We start from the raw sequence: 16,699 nt of genomic DNA, 5'->3' as shown, positions 1-16,699 counted from the left end.
ACCAGGGGTTTTATCTCGAATGCAATCAGTTGACGCGGCGCAGCAGCACGGCCTGTTCGAACGGCAGCCGGGCGAACACCTTCTGCATCCGGCCGGTGACATGGGTCGCGGCCTCGGCTTTGGGCACCACGCGCGGGTCGGCGAGCCGGATAGTCCGGCCGTGCCTGCGCATCTGCGCGTCGCCGGTCGCGGTGATGTTCTTGAGCCAATCCCGGTCGGGTCCGTAGGTCAGCAGGATGGCGACGCCCTCGTCGGTGCCGAACACCGACAGCGGGGTGGACCACGCGGAGTTGCATCCAATGCACGATTCGGTCGTTCGTGACCTGTAGAGATGGTGTCAACTCTAGCCGCCGCAAGTCCTACACGCACAGTCCCAACCTGGTATGTTCGGATCAATCGTGTATCAAATGCATGAATCATGCAACAAGGGGGTGCTCGTGGGCACGGAAGGGGTTGGGCCGGGTTCTGCGCATCTGGAGCTCGTTGTCGGCGTCACGCACCTGCACCCCGAAGACGACATGGTGCGTGCCATGTTGTCCGGTTGGGCCAAGCAGCAGCTCGGTGGACGCCTCTCCTGTGAGAAAACGGTCAAGGTTCGAGCCTCAATTGTTCGATCCTTTATTGATTTCTCCGGCGCCTATCCCTGGGCGTGGACCGCCCAGATGATGGATGACTGGAGTGCTCACCTGGTTGGTGAACTCAGCCGCGCGAAGTCCACCATTCGTCAGAAGCAGGGCGCCGTACGGGTCTTCTGTGACTACATAACCTCGCCGTACTACGACTGGCCGTCGCTGTGCGAGGACATGTTCGGCGAGCACCCGACCCAGATCTGCCACGAATGGAACACCGTCGCGCATCTCGTCGATTACGAGGGCGATCCGGCGCGACGGCCGTTCACTCGCAACGAAATTCAGGACTTTCTAGACTGCGCGGATGATCGCGTCGAGAAGGCTCGGCGGTCTCGTCGCAAGGGGACGTTGGCAGCCTACCGAGACACCACGATGTTCAAGGTGATGTACGGCTGGGGCCTTCGCATCAACGAACTGTGTCGGCTCGAGGTGGTCGATCTGCTGCGCAATCCGCACGCACCGGAGCTGGGACGCTGCGGGTTCCTGCATGTGCGGTACGGCAAGGCGTCGAAAGGTTCACCCCCGAAACGCCGTACAGTCCCGACATTGATGCCGTGGGCGGCCGATGCTCTGCTGGATTATCTCGACCACATCAGACCGCTGTATGAACCCGACGGGAAGAACGCCATGTGGCTGACCGAACGTCGGTCACAAATCAAACCGCGAACCCTCACCGACTCCTTCGGTGAAATCCGCGACCAAGCAGGCTTGGATGCCAAGTTGACCCCGCACTGCTTTCGGCACTCCTTCATCAGCCATATGACCGAAGACGGCGTGGATCCGAGGTTTCTTCAGGAGATCGCCGGACACCGATTCGGCACCACGACAGGCATATATACCCACGTGAGCGGTGAGTTCATGAACACCATGCTGACCAACGCGTTGGGGCGTGTCACCTCGTTCGCGCAGGGCACGCAATGAGCACCGCGGTCGACTACGAATGGCACCTGCGGCGGCTCATGGCCGAGCGTGGGATGTTCAACACCACCGCACTGCGCCCCCTGCTCGCCGAACGTGGCGTCAACCTGTCCGCCAGCCAGGTCTATCGCCTAGTCACCGAGAAGCCGGAGCGCCTCAGCGTCGCGACCCTGGCAGCCCTGGTGGACATTCTCGGCTGCCCGATGGATGACTTGATCACCGTCGTGGCGGTGAAGGCCGCGCCGAAGAAGGCGGCAGCGGGTGGCCGACGAGCAGCGGCCAAATCTGGAAGAGATCACGACATCGGGGTGCATCGCCCTGTAAGAGCGCGAGTGGTGGATCCGGACCAGCGACCTGATGACTCGGAGTGAAACGGAACTCCGCAGCCTGATCATCGATGCTGTGGCAGATATCGAGCCACACCTGGACCGGGTTGCAGTCGAGGCCGTCGTCGAGGGACTCACCCCACCGTTGGCAGACCTCACCCGACTCGCTCGGACCCTCCACCGCGACCCCACCGTGCTGACCACCGACGGAGGTGTCAGCTGCGTCGCCAACATCGAACCGCTTGTCGGTGAACTTTTGGCGATCGGTGCCCGCTCGGTCGTGATGCCGAATTGCGTTATCTGTCTGACTGCAGCGTCCGAAACCTACTCCAGGCAACTGCGGAAGCGGGTTTGCCGGCAGTGCGCAAAGGAACGATGGCGCCCCGAAGAGACGGCGTGCGTCAATTGCGGCCGAGTTCGCCCACAGGCTTACAAATCCCGCCGTGGAAAGGCTTTATGCCGGGACTGCCCACCCGAGCCCGACGTCGACCACGCTGCACGAGTGCGAGAAGGAATTGACCAACTGAACACTGGCCTACCGGAGGCCACCATCACAACCATTATTGGCACATTCCGCGCGAAGGTCACACTGCGCCAACTCAACTGGATCCTGCACGACACCCCAGAGGTGTTTACCGGCGCGGAGCCCCACGTCTCGGCGCCCTCAGTCCAACTGGCCGAACGCCTCATCGCCGCCGGAGCAGCGGGGATCCGAACACCGGTGTGCCCGCGCTGTGCTCGAGAGGTGCCCCTCGGATCGACATTGGACGGCCTGCGATGCTGTAACCGGTGCTGGCGGCACCACAACACTCGAGGATTGTGCGAAAGGTGTGGTAAAGAACGGCATCTCACGAACTACCACGGGGCCGGGGAGCGAATTTGCGGGACGTGTTACACCCACGCCGCCGAACATGACCGTCCGTGCACCAACTGCGGTCGCGTCGCGTTCATCACGCATCGCCGCGGTGACACCATGCTCTGTCGCCGATGCTACCGCGGCCCCACGGCAGTCTGCAGCTACTGCAATCGCGAACGACAGTGCGACCGCATCAAGACCGGCAAACCCATCTGTCAGACCTGTGCGGCGAAGCGGCGTACGAAAGAACCTTGCTCCCTGTGCGCCAAGGTACGCCTAGTGCATCTGCGGACCGAGGAGGGGCAACCCGTCTGCGACCCGTGTGCCCGTAAACGCGAACGGTGCGCCCGCTGCGGCCACACCCGCGTAGTCGTCGGCCGCCTCGCCGGGATCGGGCCACTATGCGGCAGTTGCCTGGAGACGGAGCCTGCGTACTTCGTCGACTGCGTCCAATGCGGAGCACACAGCCGCGCCTACCATCGAGGGCTCTGCAACAACTGCGCCTGCCCCGGTGTGCTCACCCGGCTCTTCAGCCGGGATGACACCCTCGGTGCCCCAGCAGCGCAGATCATCGCGGCGCTGCTGCGTCATGACCGAACCGCAGTGCTGCACTGGGCAGAAGAGACCAAAGAGCGTCGCAGGCTCGCCGACGCCATCAGCGGAATGGACGAACTCAGCCACGCCGCCCTGGACTCACTTCCACCAAGCAAATCCGTCGACTGGCTGCGCAACGTCCTCATCAACGCCCAGGCCCTGCCACCCCGCGACCACCACCTGCACCGCACCGAGCTGTTCATCAAGAAGCGACTCGAGGGCATCCAGCATGCCGACGATCGCTCAACTGTCCGGACGTACATGGAATGGCATCACCTCCGCAAACTCCGGCAGAAAGCTGGCCGGGGACCACTCAGATTCGGGCACGGTGCAGGTGCACGCACCGAAATGTCGGCTATCGCTGCCTTTTTGGCGGGTTTGCACGAGTCGGGGTCCGACTTGAACAGCTGTGTCCAGGCGGATGTGGACAGCTGGCTTGTCGCCAACCCGACCAAAGTGCAGATCAATCAGTTCCTAAAATGGGCCACCAAGCGTGGTCACGCCCACAACATCACTGCGCCGACACCACCGGACCGCCGCACCCGTCGCACACTCCCCGCCGGAGACGACGAACGATGGCAGCTGATCCAGCGCCTCATCGAAGATGACGAAATCGACGTCCGAGATCGGGTAGCGGGCCTGCTCGTGTTGCTCTACAGCCAACAGACATCCCGGCTCGTGACACTGACAACCAGTTCCGTCACAGTTGATGAAAACAATTCATGCACAATCACACTCGGCGATGTACCCCTCTCGGTGCCCGAACCCTTGGCCGTGTTGCTTCTCGAGCTCGTAGCGAACCGCCGCGGCTATGCAGCCGTTGACCTCGGAACCAACCCGTGGCTGTTCCCGGGCGGCAGAGCTGGCCAGCACATCTCCGCACAACGGATGGGAATCAGACTCAAGCGAATCGGAGTATCGCCGAAGCTGGCGCGCAACACCGCACTCATCGCACTGGCCGGAGAGCTCCCCGCCGTCGTTCTCGCCAAACTGCTGGGCTTCAGCGTAAAGCGAGCCGTCACCTGGAATGCAGAAGCAGGGAACACCAATCCCGGATATGCCGCTGCCGTGGCCCGTCGAGATCGCCTCGGGGCACCCACCGCGTGAGCGCAGGCTCTGAACCGGGGAATCGGTACTCGAGAGCTCTGTGAAGATTCGACCAGGGCAACTTGAGCCAACAGAGCCGACCACATCTGCGTGGGTGCTGCCCGCTCTTCGAGTGCAGTCCTTCACAGCGTCAGCGTCCTCGGGGTCGGAGAAGAGGGCGGAGTACCGTTCGAATGGTGGCAGTGCGAGGCGGTTCGTCGAGTGACCTAGGGGCTTTTCTGCGCGCGCAGCGGGCGTTGATCGCCCCGCAGGATGCGGGGCTGCCGGCCGCGCCGGGCCGACGAGTCGCCGGGCTGCGACGCGAAGAGGTGGCGGTCTTGTCCGGGGTCAGCGCGGACTACTACACGCGACTGGAACAGGGGCGAGAACGCAGTCCATCCGCGCCGGTGTTGGACTCGATCTGCGAAGCATTGCGGATGTCAGCCGATGCCCGCGACCACGCGTTCCGCTTGGCTCGGCTAGCGCCAAGGGTGGGGCGCGACAACGAGATGATCAGCCCTGAACTGTTGCAGACGATGGACGCATTTCCTCACGCAGCGGCCTATGTCACCAACGCTGCTTTCCGCGTCTTGACTGCCAATCCCATTGCAGCAGCGCTTATTGCGCCGCTGCAGCGACGCAACACCAGTGTGCTGGCCGCCATCTTCGTAGACCCGGTTGCCCGCGAGTACTACGTGAACTGGGATGAGGTGGCCCGCGCTGCGGTCAGCGCCTTGCGCCTGGCGCAGAGCTTTGTACCGGCGGTGCCGGAGGTCGACGAACTGGTGACACGTCTCTATCAGCGCAGCGACGCCTTCCGGGGAATGTGGGACGACCAGCGAGTCGCCGGGTTGTCGGCGACCCGCAAGACGATCCGCCACCCCGATGTGGGCACACTCGAGTTGAGCTTTCAAACCTTCGACGTCAACAGCTCTCCAGGACAGCAGCTGACAGTGGCCACTGCCGCCACCGGATCCGCCAGCGCCGACGCGCTGGCGCTGCTCGGGACACTGGGCGCTACCCGCAGTCAGGAGCACGTGCAGCCGGACCGCTGATCCTGGGTGCAGCGCACCCAGGAAGTACCGACCTTCCTCGTCGTGCCGTCGCGGCGTTGACTCACTTCCGTCAGCACCACGACGGAAGGACACATACGACCATGACGATCGTCGTCATCACCGGTGGAAGCCGCGGCTTGGGCGCCGCCACAGCACGGGCCTGCGCTGCACGGGGCATGGGTGTTGTGCTCACCTACAAAGCCAACCCTGAGTCAGCCATGCGCGTCGTCGACGACATCACCGCTGACGGCGGAACCGCGGTCGCGCTATCACTCGACGTCGCAGATACCGCGTCCTTCGGCGAATTCCGGGACTCGTTGGAGGCCTCGTTGCGCACGACATGGAACCGGCAGGACTTCGACGCGTTGGTGAACAATGCCGGCTACGGCGAGTACACCCCGATCGCGTCGGTCAATGAAGCGCAGTTCGATGCGCTGTTCAGGGTGCACCTCAAGGGCCCGTTCTTTCTGACGCAGGCGCTGCTGCCGCTACTGGCCCACGGCGGTCAGATCGTGAACATGGCCAGCGCGACCTCTCGGGTGGCGACCCCCGGAGTGGCGCCGTACGCCAGCTTCAAGGGCGGGCTTGAGGTGTTGACTCGGTACATGGCCAAAGAGTTCGGTGACAAAGGAATTCGAGCCAACGCGATCGCCCCGGGTGCAATCCGCACCGAGCTGGGCGGCGGGCTGACCGACGAGTTCGAGGCCGCGCTGGCTGCACAGACCGCGTTGGGTCGCGTCGGGGAACCCGAGGACGTCGGCACGGTGGTCGCAAGCCTGCTCTCCGCAGACAACCAGTGGATCAACGCTCAGACTATCGAAGTCGCCGGCGGCTACGTCATCTGAGTCATCTGAGACCGAGAAGGAGATTGCCTCATGCTCGACCACGTTTTCCTCACCGTCGCCGACCCCCAGGCGGCGATCGCGTTCTATACCGCTGCGCTGGCCCCGCTGGGCATCACCACCCGGCTGGACTACGACGGCAAGGACGGACCACCCGGACACCCCGACCTCTACGGGCTCGGTGACGCCGACACCGGCCGGATGATCTTCTGGCTGCGCCGCGGTGTGGCCGATGGCGGCGCCGCCCACATCGGGTTCGTCGCCGACAGCCAGGCTGAGGTGAACGCCGCCTACGCCGCCGCGATCGCCGCGGGCGCTACCGACAACGGGGCGCCGGGCGCCCGGCTGCATTACGACCCGCGCTACTACGCGGCCAATGTCATCGCCCCCGATGGTTACAGCCTGGAGTTCGTCTACAAGAGCTGGCAGCACTGATATGGGTGAGTTATTGATCTACGGCGCAACGGGTTACACCGGGGCGATGGCCGCCGAACACGCCCGCAATGTTGGCCTGCGCCCAGTGCTGGGCGGCCGCAATGCCGACACGCTCGCCGCGATCGCGGATCGGTTGGACTGCACCTACCGGGTGTTCGACGTCGACGACCGACCCGCAGTAGACGAAGCCCTCACTGCAGCTGAGGTGCTGCTCAACTGCGCCGGCCCCTACCTGCGCACGGCGCGACCGCTGATGGAGGCAGCAATCCGGAGCGGTACGCACTATTTGGACATCGCTGCCGAACTGGACAGCTACCGGCTGGCCGAAGTCCTCGATCAAGCCGCGAGCGCCGCCGGGGTCATGCTGTTGCCGGGTAGCGGTGGCAGTGTGGCCATGCTCGGTTGCCTGGCTGCGCACACCGCCGCGCGCGTCGAGCATCCTCGCCGGCTGCGGATCGCCCTGCATGTGGCGGGGTCGATGTCACGCGGATCGGCGATCAGCGCCAGCGAGAATCTGACCACCGACACCGTGCACCGCGTCGACGGACTTCTGGTCCCCCAGAGTCAACAAGCCGGCGACACATTCGATTTCGGCTTCGGGGAAGTGACCTGCGCACCGGTCACGCTGCCGGATCTGATCACCATCGGCCGTGCGACCGGCATCGCGAACATCGACACCTACGTGTACGCCTCCGGCGACGCCTTCCCCGACGGGGAGTTGGCCGACCTGCCTGACGGCCCCAGCGCTGAGCAGCGTGCCGCCGACCGCTACCACGCCGTCGCCGAAGCGACCGGAGGTGACGGACGGGCGGTGTCCTCGGTGCTCGACACCGTGAACGGCTACACCTTCACCCCGCTGGCCGCCGCCCACGCCGCCCGCCGGGTCCTGGCGGGAGACGTGCGGCCCGGATTCCACACTCCCGCAGAGGTCTTCGGCACCGGATTCGCCGAGACGATCGCCGACACCCGGATCACCGACCGCTAAGATGATCGGAGGCAACGCTGATGAGTGACAACGGAACACCGCCGCTGCAGGTGTCGATGGTGACCTTCGACTGCACCGATCCTGAGCCGCTGGCGGCATGGTGGGCCGGCGCACTCGACGGTCAGGTGGCCGTGGCAGTGGCGGGCGAATTCGTGCTGGTCTCGGTCGCCACCGGGCTGCGGCTGGGTTTCCAGAAGGTGCCCGACCCCACGGCGGGGAAGAACCGGCTGCACCTGGATCTGCACTCCCAGGACAGGGATCGCGACGCGGCCCGGCTGGTCGCTGCCGGGGCCACGAAAATGGGCCGGCACGACGCCGGCCCGGACTTCGGGTGGATAGTGTTGGCCGACCCCGACGGCAATGTGTTCTGCGTCGCCGGCGCACCGTAACCGGTTGCCGGTCTACGAGGTTGCGGCGCCGGCGGCGTATTCGGCCATCGCGTCGCGCAACACGTCGGCGATCGTCGTCTGCTTCAAGGAGGCGCACAAGGCGTCGGAGGCCGCGGCGTACACCCGTGCCAGGACCGGCTGGATGCCGTAGCCGACGTAGCACTCGGCGTCCGGCGGGGCGGCGGGCATCGCGAAGATCTCCTCACCGCCGACCCCCCGGTAGACGTCGAGCAACGTGATGTGGGCGGCGTCGCGAGTCAACGCCCACCCACCGTCGCGGCCACGAGTGGCCTGCACCAGGCCCGCATCGCGTAGCTCGCCCAGGCAGCGCCGGATCACCACCGGATTGGTGTTGACACTGGTCGCGATACGGGCTGAGGTGGCGATCTCCTTGTCGGTCCCGCGCCGATCGAACGCGATCCAGGTCAATACGTGCACAGCCAGACTCATCCTGCTGTTCGCGCTCATAGGACCTCCTTGGACACCACTTGACTGTAACCAACATAATTACATATGGTTGAATGTAACCACTATGGTTACATATAAAGATCGCAGGGCGACATGATGGGAGCGAAAAAATGGCTGATGCGTTGACAATCGACGACGACGCGATGCGGCAGGTGCAGTTCACCCGGCTCGGTGGCCCCGAGGTGCTGGAGATGGCGCCACTGCAGCTGCCGGAGCTGGCGGCCGGACACGTGCGCGTTGCGATCCACGTGATCGGATTGAACCGATTCGAGGCGCTGTTCCGGCGTGACCACTACGTCGTCGCTCCAGTCCTGCCGGCCACGCTCGGTGTCGAGGCGGTGGGCACCATCATCGACACCGCACCCGACGTGGACGGATTCGCCGTCGGGGAGCGGGTGGCGATCCTGCCGATCCAGTCGCCGGCGGTCGGTACCGGCACCTACGCCACCCACGCCGACGTCCCTGTCGAGGCTCTCGTCTCCGTGGCTGCCGATCGCTCCGACGAGCAGGAAGCCGCGACATGGATGGCCAGTCTGCAGGCTTACACTCTGGCCACCAAGGTGCCAGTCCGAGCCGGTGACACCGTGATCGTGACCGCCGGAACCTCGTCGGTCGGCACCGCACTGATCCAGATCGCCCGCGACTTCGGCGCCACCGTCATCGCCACCACCCGCACCGCCGCGCGCAAGCCGGAGCTCATCGACTTGGGGGCTGACCACGCCATCGCCACTGATGAGGAAGACCTGGCCGGCGTCGTCGCCTCGATCACCGCCGGCCGCGGCGCCGCGGTCGTCTACGACACCGTGGGCGGTGCTCTGCTGACCGAGTTGGTCGCTGCCACCGCACCTTTCGGGCATGTACTCTGCTACGGCGCGCAGACCTCACCCGACATCCGCGCCGCCCGCATCGACGTGCCCCTGGTCGCCCTCGACCGCAAATCCGTCGCCTTCGTCGACCTCTTCGAACTCATCGAGTTTCCTGACCGCCTTTCGGCCGCCAAGGCTTACATCACCGATGCCGGCAAGCGCGGCGCACTGAGCATCGGCATCGACCGAGTGCTGGACTTCGACGACGTGCAGGAAGCCCACCGCATCCTCGAAACCGGCCGCCTAGCAGGCAAACTCCTGCTCCGCGTTTCCCGCACCTGACCAAAGATTCAGCCACCGACGATCGGAACGAACACCATGAGATTCGGCCTGTTCGGAGTGAACAGTTTCCAAGGCGCTCACCCCGCCACCGCCGCCGCCACCGCCCGCCTGGCCGAAGAGGTCGGACTGGACTCGGTATGGGCGACGGACCACGTGGCGGTCCCCGCCACCTACGACACCACCTACCCGTACGACGAGACCGGCAAGATGATGGGCGGACAGGTCGAGTTCGACCTGGCTGATCCGCTGATCTGGCTGTCCTACACCGCCGCCGTCACCGAACGCATCATTCTGGCCACCGGCATCCTCGTTCTACCACAACGCAATCCGTTGGTTCTGGCCAAACAGGTCGCCTCCCTCGACGTCCTCGCTGCCGGGCGCGTGCACCTCGGCGTCGGCGTCGGCTGGCTCGAAGAGGAATTCGCCGCCGTGGGGGTGCCGTTCGCCGACCGCGGCCGCCGCCACGACGACTATGTGACCGCCATGCGCGCACTCTGGCGCGAGACCAAAGCCACCGTCGACACCACCTACGCCAGCTTCACCGACGCCATCAGCCTGCCACATCCGGTCAAGGGCGGCGTTCCCATCGTCATCGGCGGCGGCTCCACCCGCGCGGCCCGACGCGCCGGGCGCATCGGTGATGGGTTCTTCCCTACCGTTGCTGGTCCCGATGCGCTTCGGCCGTTACTCGAGACGGTCCGCTCCGAAGCCGATGCCGCTGGTCGAGACGCAAACGTCATCGAGGTCACGGTGCCCTACGCCGGAGACCTCGCCGGCCTCGACAACAGTGATCGACGCCAAGCCGTTGTCGACGAACTGTGTTGGACCGCCGACGCTTACGCTGCCGTCGGCGTCACACGCATCTTGGTGCCCGCACTGTCCGCAAACGCACTCCACCCACTGGCCGCCGACCTGGCCAGCCGTTACGGCACAGGTGACGACGTCATCGGAGGCGCAGCCTGATGGGCAAACTGGAGGGCAAGACCGTGCTCATCACCGGGGGCACCGCCGGAATCGGTCTGGCCACCGCCCGGCGGATGGCAGCCGAAGGCGCCACCGTGTACATCACCGGACGCTCGGCCGACAGGGTACAAGCTGCAGCAGCCTCGATCGACGGCGACGTGCACGGCATCGCAGCCGACGTCAGCTCACTGGACGATCTCGACCGCCTCTACTCCGTGATCAGACAGAAGACCGCCCGAATCGACATCGTGGTCGCCAATGCCGGCGGTGGTGACCTCCTGGAGATCGGGAACGTCACCGAAGCCGTCTACGACGCCACCTTCGACGTCAACGTCAAAGGCGCCTTCTTCACAGTGCAGAAAGCCCTACCACTACTCGGCGATGGCGCCGTCGTCATCGTCGTGTCGTCGATCAGCGGCATCACTGCAGCGCCCGGCATGAGCGTCTACGGCGCCACCAAAGCCGCGCTGCGCCACCTCGCACGATCCTGGGCGCTGGAACTAGCTCCGCGTGGCATCCGCGTCGCCGCCTTGTGCCCCGGGCCCGTGGACACTCCTGGGATGGAGAAGCACCTTCGAGAAGCCGCCGCGCACGGAGACGCTGTGGGTCCGACCACTCCACTCGGTCGCCGCGGGGATGCCGCCGAAATCGCTGACGGTGCAGTCTTTCTCGCTACTGCCGACTTCTTCAGTGGGTCCGAACTGATACTCGATGGGGCCACCATCGCTTGACTCCCGGTACCCGAGAGATCAGGTGTGGACATGGGGTGAGACCGCAACTACTCGCGGAGCGGTACTGGACACAGAACTTGGGAAGCCACAGTCGTCAGGAAGACGGCACATCCCGCGGCCTATTCGGACAGTTCTGATACCGCGTGTTCCCAATACGGTACGGCCTGCCGGATTTCCGGCCGACGTGTTCGAGGATCCCGAACGACGGCGCCCAACCCGCCCACAGCCGCTGGATGGGGTTGGTGACGTGGCGATTGAACCGGGCCAGCCGCTGCGGTAATTGCATGGCTTCATCCAACCCGTTCTGGCCGGCGTTCGCGAGGGGGCACCCGCCGCCGGGATTACAGCCGATCATTCACGGTAGGTTCACACCGGCGGACTTTACTGCCCGATACCCCGCATTCGACGCTCTGCGACTAGAACTGATGGCGATGAGTACCGCAACCGACACCCCGGACGTCGGCGCCCTGCCCCTGGCGCCGCGCAACCCGCTGTCCATCCGGCAGCTGGCGAATGCGGTGCGTGAGCTCGACACCGGGCAGGAGCTGATCCGGGCCGCGGGCGGGCCGGTGACCCGCGTGCAGCTGGGGCCCAAGTGGCTGGTGCCGCCGCTGGTCGCGGTGTTCTCCCCGGAGGGCATCCGCGATGTCCTGGGCCGCAACGATACCTTCGCCGAGCGGTGCATCGTGCACGACGAGGTCCGGCACGCGGCGGGGGACAGCCTGTTCGTGCTGCCCAACGAGCAGTGGAAGCCACGCAAACGGGCCGTGCAACCCGTGTTCACCAAACACAACGTGCGCGCCTTCGGCGGGCATATGTCCAGGGCCGCGCAGACCGCCGTCGACGACTGGCGCTCGGGCGGCGTGGTGGACCTCGATGCCGAATGCCGACGCGTGACCATGCAGTCGCTGGGCCGGTCGGTGCTGGGCATCGACCTCAACGAGCGGGCCGGCGTCATCGCCGACCATATGCACACCGCATCCGCCTACGCGGCCGACCGGGCGCTGCGGCCGGTGCGGGCGCCGCACTGGCTGCCCACCCGGGCGCGCGGCCGGGCCCGCGCCGCGGTGGCGGCGATGCGCGAGGTCACCCGCGAGATCCTTTGGGCCTGCCGTGCCGACCCGGCCCGCGACGCCCCGCTCGTGCAGGCGCTGATCGCGGCGACCGATCCGGAGACCGGGCGGCCGCTCCGCGATGACGACATCGCCAACGACCTGCTGATTTTCATGCTGGCCGGGCACGACACCACCGCCACGGCGCTCACGTACGCGCTGTGGGTGCTCGGCCACCATCCCGACACCCAGGACCGGGTCGCCGCCGAGGCCGCCGCGCTCGGTGACCGGGAACTGACCCCGGCCGACGTGCCCGCGCTGGGCTACACGATCCAGGTGCTGCACGAGGCGCTGCGGCTGTGCCCGCCCGCTGCGGGGGTGGGCCGGCTCGCGATCCGCGATATCGCGGTCGGCGGATACCGGGTCGAGGCGGGCAGCCTGCTGGCCCTCGGCATCTACGCCGTGCACCACGACCCGGCGCTGTGGCCCGATCCCCGGGTGTTCGATCCGGACCGGTTCAGCCCGCAGAACACCCGCACCAGGGACCGCTGGCACTTCATTCCGTTCGCGGCCGGGCCGCGATCCTGCATCGGCGAGCATTTCGCCAGGCTGGAGACCGCGCTGGCGCTGGCCACCATCATCCGTAGCGTGGAGATCGTCGCGACGGACCGCGAATTTCCCGTCGATGTGCCGTTCACCACGGTGGCGCGGGGGCCGATCAGGGCGACGGTGCGCGGGCGCCGGCCCCGAACTATTACACCCTGTAGTTGACGGGTTTGCCTCGGCTGGGACACTGGTGGCCATGCCTGTCGACCAAGCCCGCGGGGAGCACAAGACCGAGCGCTCGACCCGGCTGTTCGCCGACGCCTGCACCGTCATCCCCGGCGGCGTGAACTCACCGGTCCGTGCCTTCAGCGCGGTGGGCGGCACGCCGCGGTTCATCACCTCGGCCAACGGCTACCGGCTCACCGACGCCGACGGCAACCAATACGTCGACCTGGTCGGCTCGTGGGGGCCGATGCTGCTCGGCCATGCCCACCCGGCGGTCGTCGAGGCCGTCCAGAAGGTCGTGGTGGACGGGCTGAGTTTCGGTGCCCCGACCCCGTCGGAGACCGAGCTGGCCGCCGAGATCATCGGCCGGGTCGCCCCGGTCGAGCTGCTGCGGCTGGTCAACTCGGGCACCGAGGCCACCATGAGCGCCATCCGGCTGGCCCGCGGCTACACCGGCCGCGCCAAACTGATCAAATTCTCCGGCTGCTACCACGGCCACAGTGACGCGCTGCTGGCCGACGCCGGCTCGGGCGTCGCCACCCTCGGCCTGCCGTCCTCGCCCGGCGTCACCGGCGCGGCCGCGGCCGACACCATCGTGCTGCCCTATAACGACGTCGCAGCCGTGGAAGCCGTGTTCGACCAGTTCGGCGCCGAAATCGCTTGTGTCATCACCGAAGCCAGTGCGGGCAACATGGGGACGGTGCCGCCGCTGCCGGGGTTCAACGCCGCGCTACGGGTCATCACCGCCCGGCACGGCGCGCTGCTGATCGTCGACGAGGTGATGACCGGATTCCGGGTCAGCAGGGCGGGCTGGTACGGCCTGGACCCGGTCGATGCGGATCTATTCACCTTCGGCAAGGTGATGAGCGGCGGGCTGCCGGCCGCCGCGTTCGGCGGCAGCGCCGAGGTGATGGGGCGGCTGGCCCCGCTGGGCCCGGTGTATCAGGCCGGGACCCTGTCGGGTAACCCGGTGGCGATGGCCGCGGGCCTGGCCACCCTGCGCAACGCAGACGATGCGGCCTACGCGCGGCTCGACGCCAACGCCGACCGGTTGACCGGCCTGCTCGGCGACGCGTTGACCGGGGCCGGCGTGGCGCACCGGGTGCAGCGGGCCGGCAACATGCTCAGCGTGTTCTTCACCGATGCGCCGGTGACCGATTTCGCCTCGGCCAAGGCCACCGAAACCTGGCGTTTCGCACCGTTCTTCCACGCCCTGCTAGAGGCCGGCGTGTACCCGCCGTGCAGCCCGTTCGAAACCTGGTTCGTGTCAACGGCCTTGGATGACGAGGCGTTCGCCCGCATCGCCGACGCCCTGCCCGCGGCGGCCCGGGCCGCCGCGGAGGCCCAGGCGTGACCGAGCAGGCGGCGCCGGTCCGCACGACCGTGCACGTGATGCGCCACGGTGAGGTGCACAACCCCGAGAAGGTGCTCTACGGCCGGCTGCCCGACTACCACCTCTCGGCGCGCGGACGCACCCAGGCGCAGGCGGCCGCGGACTGGCTGGCCGGCCACGACATCGTCTATGTGGTGGCCTCCCCGCTGGAGCGGGCCCAGGAGACCGCGGCGCCGATGGCCGAGAGCCACGGCCTGTCCATCGACACCGACGACGATCTGATCGAGTCGTGGAACGAGTTCGAGGGGCAGCGGGTGTCGCCGGGCGACGGCGCGCTGCGCGACCCGAGGAACTGGCCGCGGCTGCGCAACCCCAACAAGCCGTCCTGGGGTGAGCCCTACACAGAGATCGCCGGGCGCATGACGGCCGCGTTGCACCGGGCCAGGTCCAAGGCGGCCGGCCACGAGGCGGTGTGCGTCAGCCATCAGCTCCCGGTCGAGACGCTGCGCCGCGCGGTGACCGGACGCAAGCTCGCGCACCTTCCGCTGCCGCACAGCCGGCTGTGCAATCTCGCCTCGATCACCTCGTTCACCTTCGACGACGACCGGTTGATCCGGTGGGGTTACACGGAGCCCTGGGGAATCTGATGCGGGGGTCGGTCGCCCGGATCGCGGGCCTGGTGGCGGCGGCGCTGGTGGTGTCGCTCACCGGCTGCTCGACCGGTGACGACGCGGTGGCCCAGGGCGGCGGCACATTCGAGTTCGTCGCACCGGGCGGCAAGACCGACATCTTCTACGACCCACCCGAAAGTCGCGGCCGCCCAGGAAAACTGACTGGCCCCGAGCTGACCGACCCGTCGCGGACCATCTCGCTCGACGACTTCGCCGGCAAGGTCGTCGTGATCAACGTCTGGGGCCAGTGGTGTGGGCCGTGCCGCAGTGAGATCGGCCAGCTGCAGGAGGTCTACGACGCCACCCGGGACAAGGGCGTCGCATTCCTCGGCATCGACGTGCGCGACAACAACCGCGACGCGGCCGTCGATTTCGTCACCGACCGCAAGGTGACCTTCCCGTCCATCTACGACCCGCCGATGCGCACCATGATCGCGTTCGGCGGGAAGTACCCGACCACGGTGATCCCCTCGACGGTCGTGCTGGACCGCGAACACCGGGTGGCCGCGGTGTTCCTTCGCGAACTGCTGGCCGAGGATCTGCAGCCGGTCCTGGAGCGGCTGGCTGCCGAGCCGGCCCCGGCACCCGAGGCGTTTGGTCCATGACCGGATTCGCCGAGATCGCCGCCGCCGGGCCGGTTCTGCTGGCCCTGGGGGTCAGCGTGCTGGCCGGCCTGGTGTCGTTCGCGTCGCCGTGCGTGGTGCCGCTGGTGCCCGGCTACTTGTCGTATCTGGCCGCGGTGGTCGGGGTCGACGAAACCGACGCGACCGCGGGCGCGGCGGGGTCGGTCGGGGTGCGGACCGCGCGGCTGCGGGTGGCCGGGTCGGCCGCACTGTTCGTCGCGGGATTCACCGTGGTGTTCCTGCTCGGCGCGGTCGCGGTGCTCGGCATGACCACCACGCTGATCGCCAATCAGGTTCTGCTGCAACGGATCGGCGGGGTCGTCACGATCGTGATGGGTCTGGTGTTCGTCGGTTTCATCCCGGCGTTGCAGCGCCAGGCCCGGTTCACGCCGCGCCGGCTGTCGACGATGGCGGGTGCGCCGTTGCTCGGGGCGGTGTTCGGCCTGGGCTGGACACCGTGCCTGGGACCGACGCTGACCGGGGTGATCGCGGTGGCCTCGGCCACCGACGGGGCCACCGTGGCGCGCGGGGTGGGGCTGGTGTTGGCCTACTGTCTGGGGCTGGGGATTCCGTTCGTGCTGCTGGCGCTGGGTTCGGCGCGCGCCGTGCAGGGGCTGGACTGGCTGCGCAGGCACACCAGGACCATCCAGGTGTTCGGTGGGGTGTTGTTGATCCTGGTGGGCATCGCGCTGGTGACCGGGTTGTGGAATGAGTTCGTGTCCTGGGTGCGCGACGCGTTCGTCAGCGATGTGAGGCTCCCGATATGACCGACCTCGACTCGCGAGCAGATACCGCGGTACCCGAAAAGCGCCGTCCCGGGGTAC

The 16,699-nt window shown here is 66.8% G+C and carries 17 protein-coding genes and 2 pseudogenes; 16 read left to right on the top strand and 3 right to left on the bottom strand.

Annotation, left to right across the window (positions count from 1 at the left end; genetic code table 11):
- Positions 1-25: 25 nt before the first annotated feature.
- Positions 26-283: pseudogene (locus tag ACWDTP_RS09530) on the bottom strand (nitroreductase family deazaflavin-dependent oxidoreductase); the annotation flags it as partial.
- 235 nt (positions 284-518) lie between these two features.
- On the opposite strand from ACWDTP_RS09530, the gene ACWDTP_RS09525 reads away from it, so the two are divergent.
- The 8 genes from ACWDTP_RS09525 (at position 519) to ACWDTP_RS09490 (ending at position 8,115) form a co-directional block, all read left to right on the top strand.
- Positions 519-1,550 (top strand): tyrosine-type recombinase/integrase, encoded by a 1,032-nt coding sequence (locus tag ACWDTP_RS09525; RefSeq protein WP_450018941.1) that lies wholly within the window; start codon positions 519-521, stop codon positions 1,548-1,550.
- The gene (locus tag ACWDTP_RS09520; RefSeq protein ID WP_450018889.1) at positions 1,547-1,918 is read left to right on the top strand and encodes a helix-turn-helix domain-containing protein; all 372 of its coding nucleotides are present in this window, start codon (positions 1,547-1,549) and stop codon (positions 1,916-1,918) included. Before ACWDTP_RS09525 ends, ACWDTP_RS09520 begins: the two co-directional genes overlap by 4 nt.
- A 1,324-nt stretch (positions 1,919-3,242) precedes the next feature.
- Positions 3,243-4,430 carry a hypothetical protein gene (locus ACWDTP_RS09515; protein WP_450018887.1) on the top strand — a complete coding sequence of 396 codons (1,188 nt, stop codon included), beginning with the start codon at positions 3,243-3,245 and terminating at the stop codon, positions 4,428-4,430.
- Between the two features lie 176 nt (positions 4,431-4,606).
- The gene (locus ACWDTP_RS09510) at positions 4,607-5,464 is read left to right on the top strand and encodes a helix-turn-helix domain-containing protein (protein ID WP_450018885.1); all 858 of its coding nucleotides are present in this window, start codon (positions 4,607-4,609) and stop codon (positions 5,462-5,464) included.
- A gap of 101 nt (positions 5,465-5,565) precedes the next feature.
- Positions 5,566-6,309: an SDR family NAD(P)-dependent oxidoreductase gene (locus tag ACWDTP_RS09505; RefSeq protein WP_450018883.1), complete on the top strand. Its 744-nt coding sequence runs from the start codon at positions 5,566-5,568 to the stop codon at positions 6,307-6,309.
- Positions 6,310-6,339: 30 nt separating this feature from the next.
- Positions 6,340-6,741 carry a VOC family protein gene (locus ACWDTP_RS09500; RefSeq protein ID WP_450018881.1) on the top strand — a complete coding sequence of 134 codons (402 nt, stop codon included), beginning with the start codon at positions 6,340-6,342 and terminating at the stop codon, positions 6,739-6,741.
- Position 6,742: 1 nt separating this feature from the next.
- The gene (locus ACWDTP_RS09495; protein WP_450018879.1) at positions 6,743-7,726 is read left to right on the top strand and encodes a saccharopine dehydrogenase family protein; all 984 of its coding nucleotides are present in this window, start codon (positions 6,743-6,745) and stop codon (positions 7,724-7,726) included.
- Positions 7,727-7,746: 20 nt separating this feature from the next.
- Positions 7,747-8,115, top strand: a complete 369-nt coding sequence (locus ACWDTP_RS09490; RefSeq protein WP_450018877.1) for a VOC family protein — start codon at positions 7,747-7,749, stop codon at positions 8,113-8,115.
- Between the two features lie 12 nt (positions 8,116-8,127).
- Here ACWDTP_RS09490 and ACWDTP_RS09485 read toward each other — a convergent pair whose 3' ends face one another.
- Positions 8,128-8,583, bottom strand: coding sequence for an Rrf2 family transcriptional regulator (locus ACWDTP_RS09485; RefSeq protein ID WP_450018875.1), 456 nt, complete (start codon positions 8,581-8,583; stop codon positions 8,128-8,130).
- A gap of 110 nt (positions 8,584-8,693) precedes the next feature.
- On the opposite strand from ACWDTP_RS09485, the gene ACWDTP_RS09480 reads away from it, so the two are divergent.
- Genes ACWDTP_RS09480 through ACWDTP_RS09470 form a run of 3 tightly spaced genes read left to right on the top strand, consistent with a single transcriptional unit; the run spans position 8,694 to position 11,425 of the window.
- Positions 8,694-9,731 (top strand): zinc-dependent alcohol dehydrogenase family protein, encoded by a 1,038-nt coding sequence (locus ACWDTP_RS09480; RefSeq protein WP_450018873.1) that lies wholly within the window; start codon positions 8,694-8,696, stop codon positions 9,729-9,731.
- Positions 9,732-9,767: 36 nt separating this feature from the next.
- Entirely contained in the window at positions 9,768-10,694 is a 927-nt protein-coding gene (locus ACWDTP_RS09475) for a TIGR03619 family F420-dependent LLM class oxidoreductase (protein ID WP_450018871.1), read from the top strand.
- The gene (locus tag ACWDTP_RS09470; protein WP_450018869.1) at positions 10,694-11,425 is read left to right on the top strand and encodes an SDR family NAD(P)-dependent oxidoreductase; all 732 of its coding nucleotides are present in this window, start codon (positions 10,694-10,696) and stop codon (positions 11,423-11,425) included. Before ACWDTP_RS09475 ends, ACWDTP_RS09470 begins: the two co-directional genes overlap by 1 nt.
- A gap of 154 nt (positions 11,426-11,579) precedes the next feature.
- Here ACWDTP_RS09470 and ACWDTP_RS09465 read toward each other — a convergent pair.
- A pseudogene (locus ACWDTP_RS09465) lies at positions 11,580-11,711 on the bottom strand (nitroreductase family deazaflavin-dependent oxidoreductase); the annotation flags it as partial.
- A gap of 145 nt (positions 11,712-11,856) precedes the next feature.
- On the opposite strand from ACWDTP_RS09465, the gene ACWDTP_RS09460 reads away from it, so the two are divergent.
- Genes ACWDTP_RS09460 through ACWDTP_RS09440 form a run of 5 tightly spaced genes read left to right on the top strand, consistent with a single transcriptional unit; the run spans position 11,857 to position 16,642 of the window.
- A complete protein-coding gene (locus ACWDTP_RS09460; RefSeq protein ID WP_450018867.1) occupies positions 11,857-13,248 on the top strand; it encodes a cytochrome P450 in 1,392 nt (463 codons plus the stop codon).
- 31 nt (positions 13,249-13,279) lie between these two features.
- The gene (gene hemL / locus ACWDTP_RS09455; protein WP_450018865.1) at positions 13,280-14,602 is read left to right on the top strand and encodes a glutamate-1-semialdehyde 2,1-aminomutase; all 1,323 of its coding nucleotides are present in this window, start codon (positions 13,280-13,282) and stop codon (positions 14,600-14,602) included.
- A gap of 38 nt (positions 14,603-14,640) precedes the next feature.
- Complete coding sequence (locus ACWDTP_RS09450; protein WP_450018939.1) at positions 14,641-15,228, top strand: histidine phosphatase family protein; 588 nt, start codon at positions 14,641-14,643, stop codon at positions 15,226-15,228.
- The gene (locus ACWDTP_RS09445) at positions 15,228-15,857 is read left to right on the top strand and encodes a TlpA disulfide reductase family protein (RefSeq protein ID WP_450018863.1); all 630 of its coding nucleotides are present in this window, start codon (positions 15,228-15,230) and stop codon (positions 15,855-15,857) included. Before ACWDTP_RS09450 ends, ACWDTP_RS09445 begins: the two co-directional genes overlap by 1 nt.
- Entirely contained in the window at positions 15,854-16,642 is a 789-nt protein-coding gene (locus ACWDTP_RS09440) for a cytochrome c biogenesis CcdA family protein (RefSeq protein WP_450018861.1), read from the top strand. Before ACWDTP_RS09445 ends, ACWDTP_RS09440 begins: the two co-directional genes overlap by 4 nt.
- The last annotated feature ends 57 nt before the right edge of the window (positions 16,643-16,699 follow it).

The sequence above is a fragment of the Mycobacterium sp. NPDC003449 genome (genome assembly GCF_053588415.1).
Note: the sequence above shows the minus strand (reverse complement) of the source record. Positions and strands in the feature narration are given on the sequence as shown.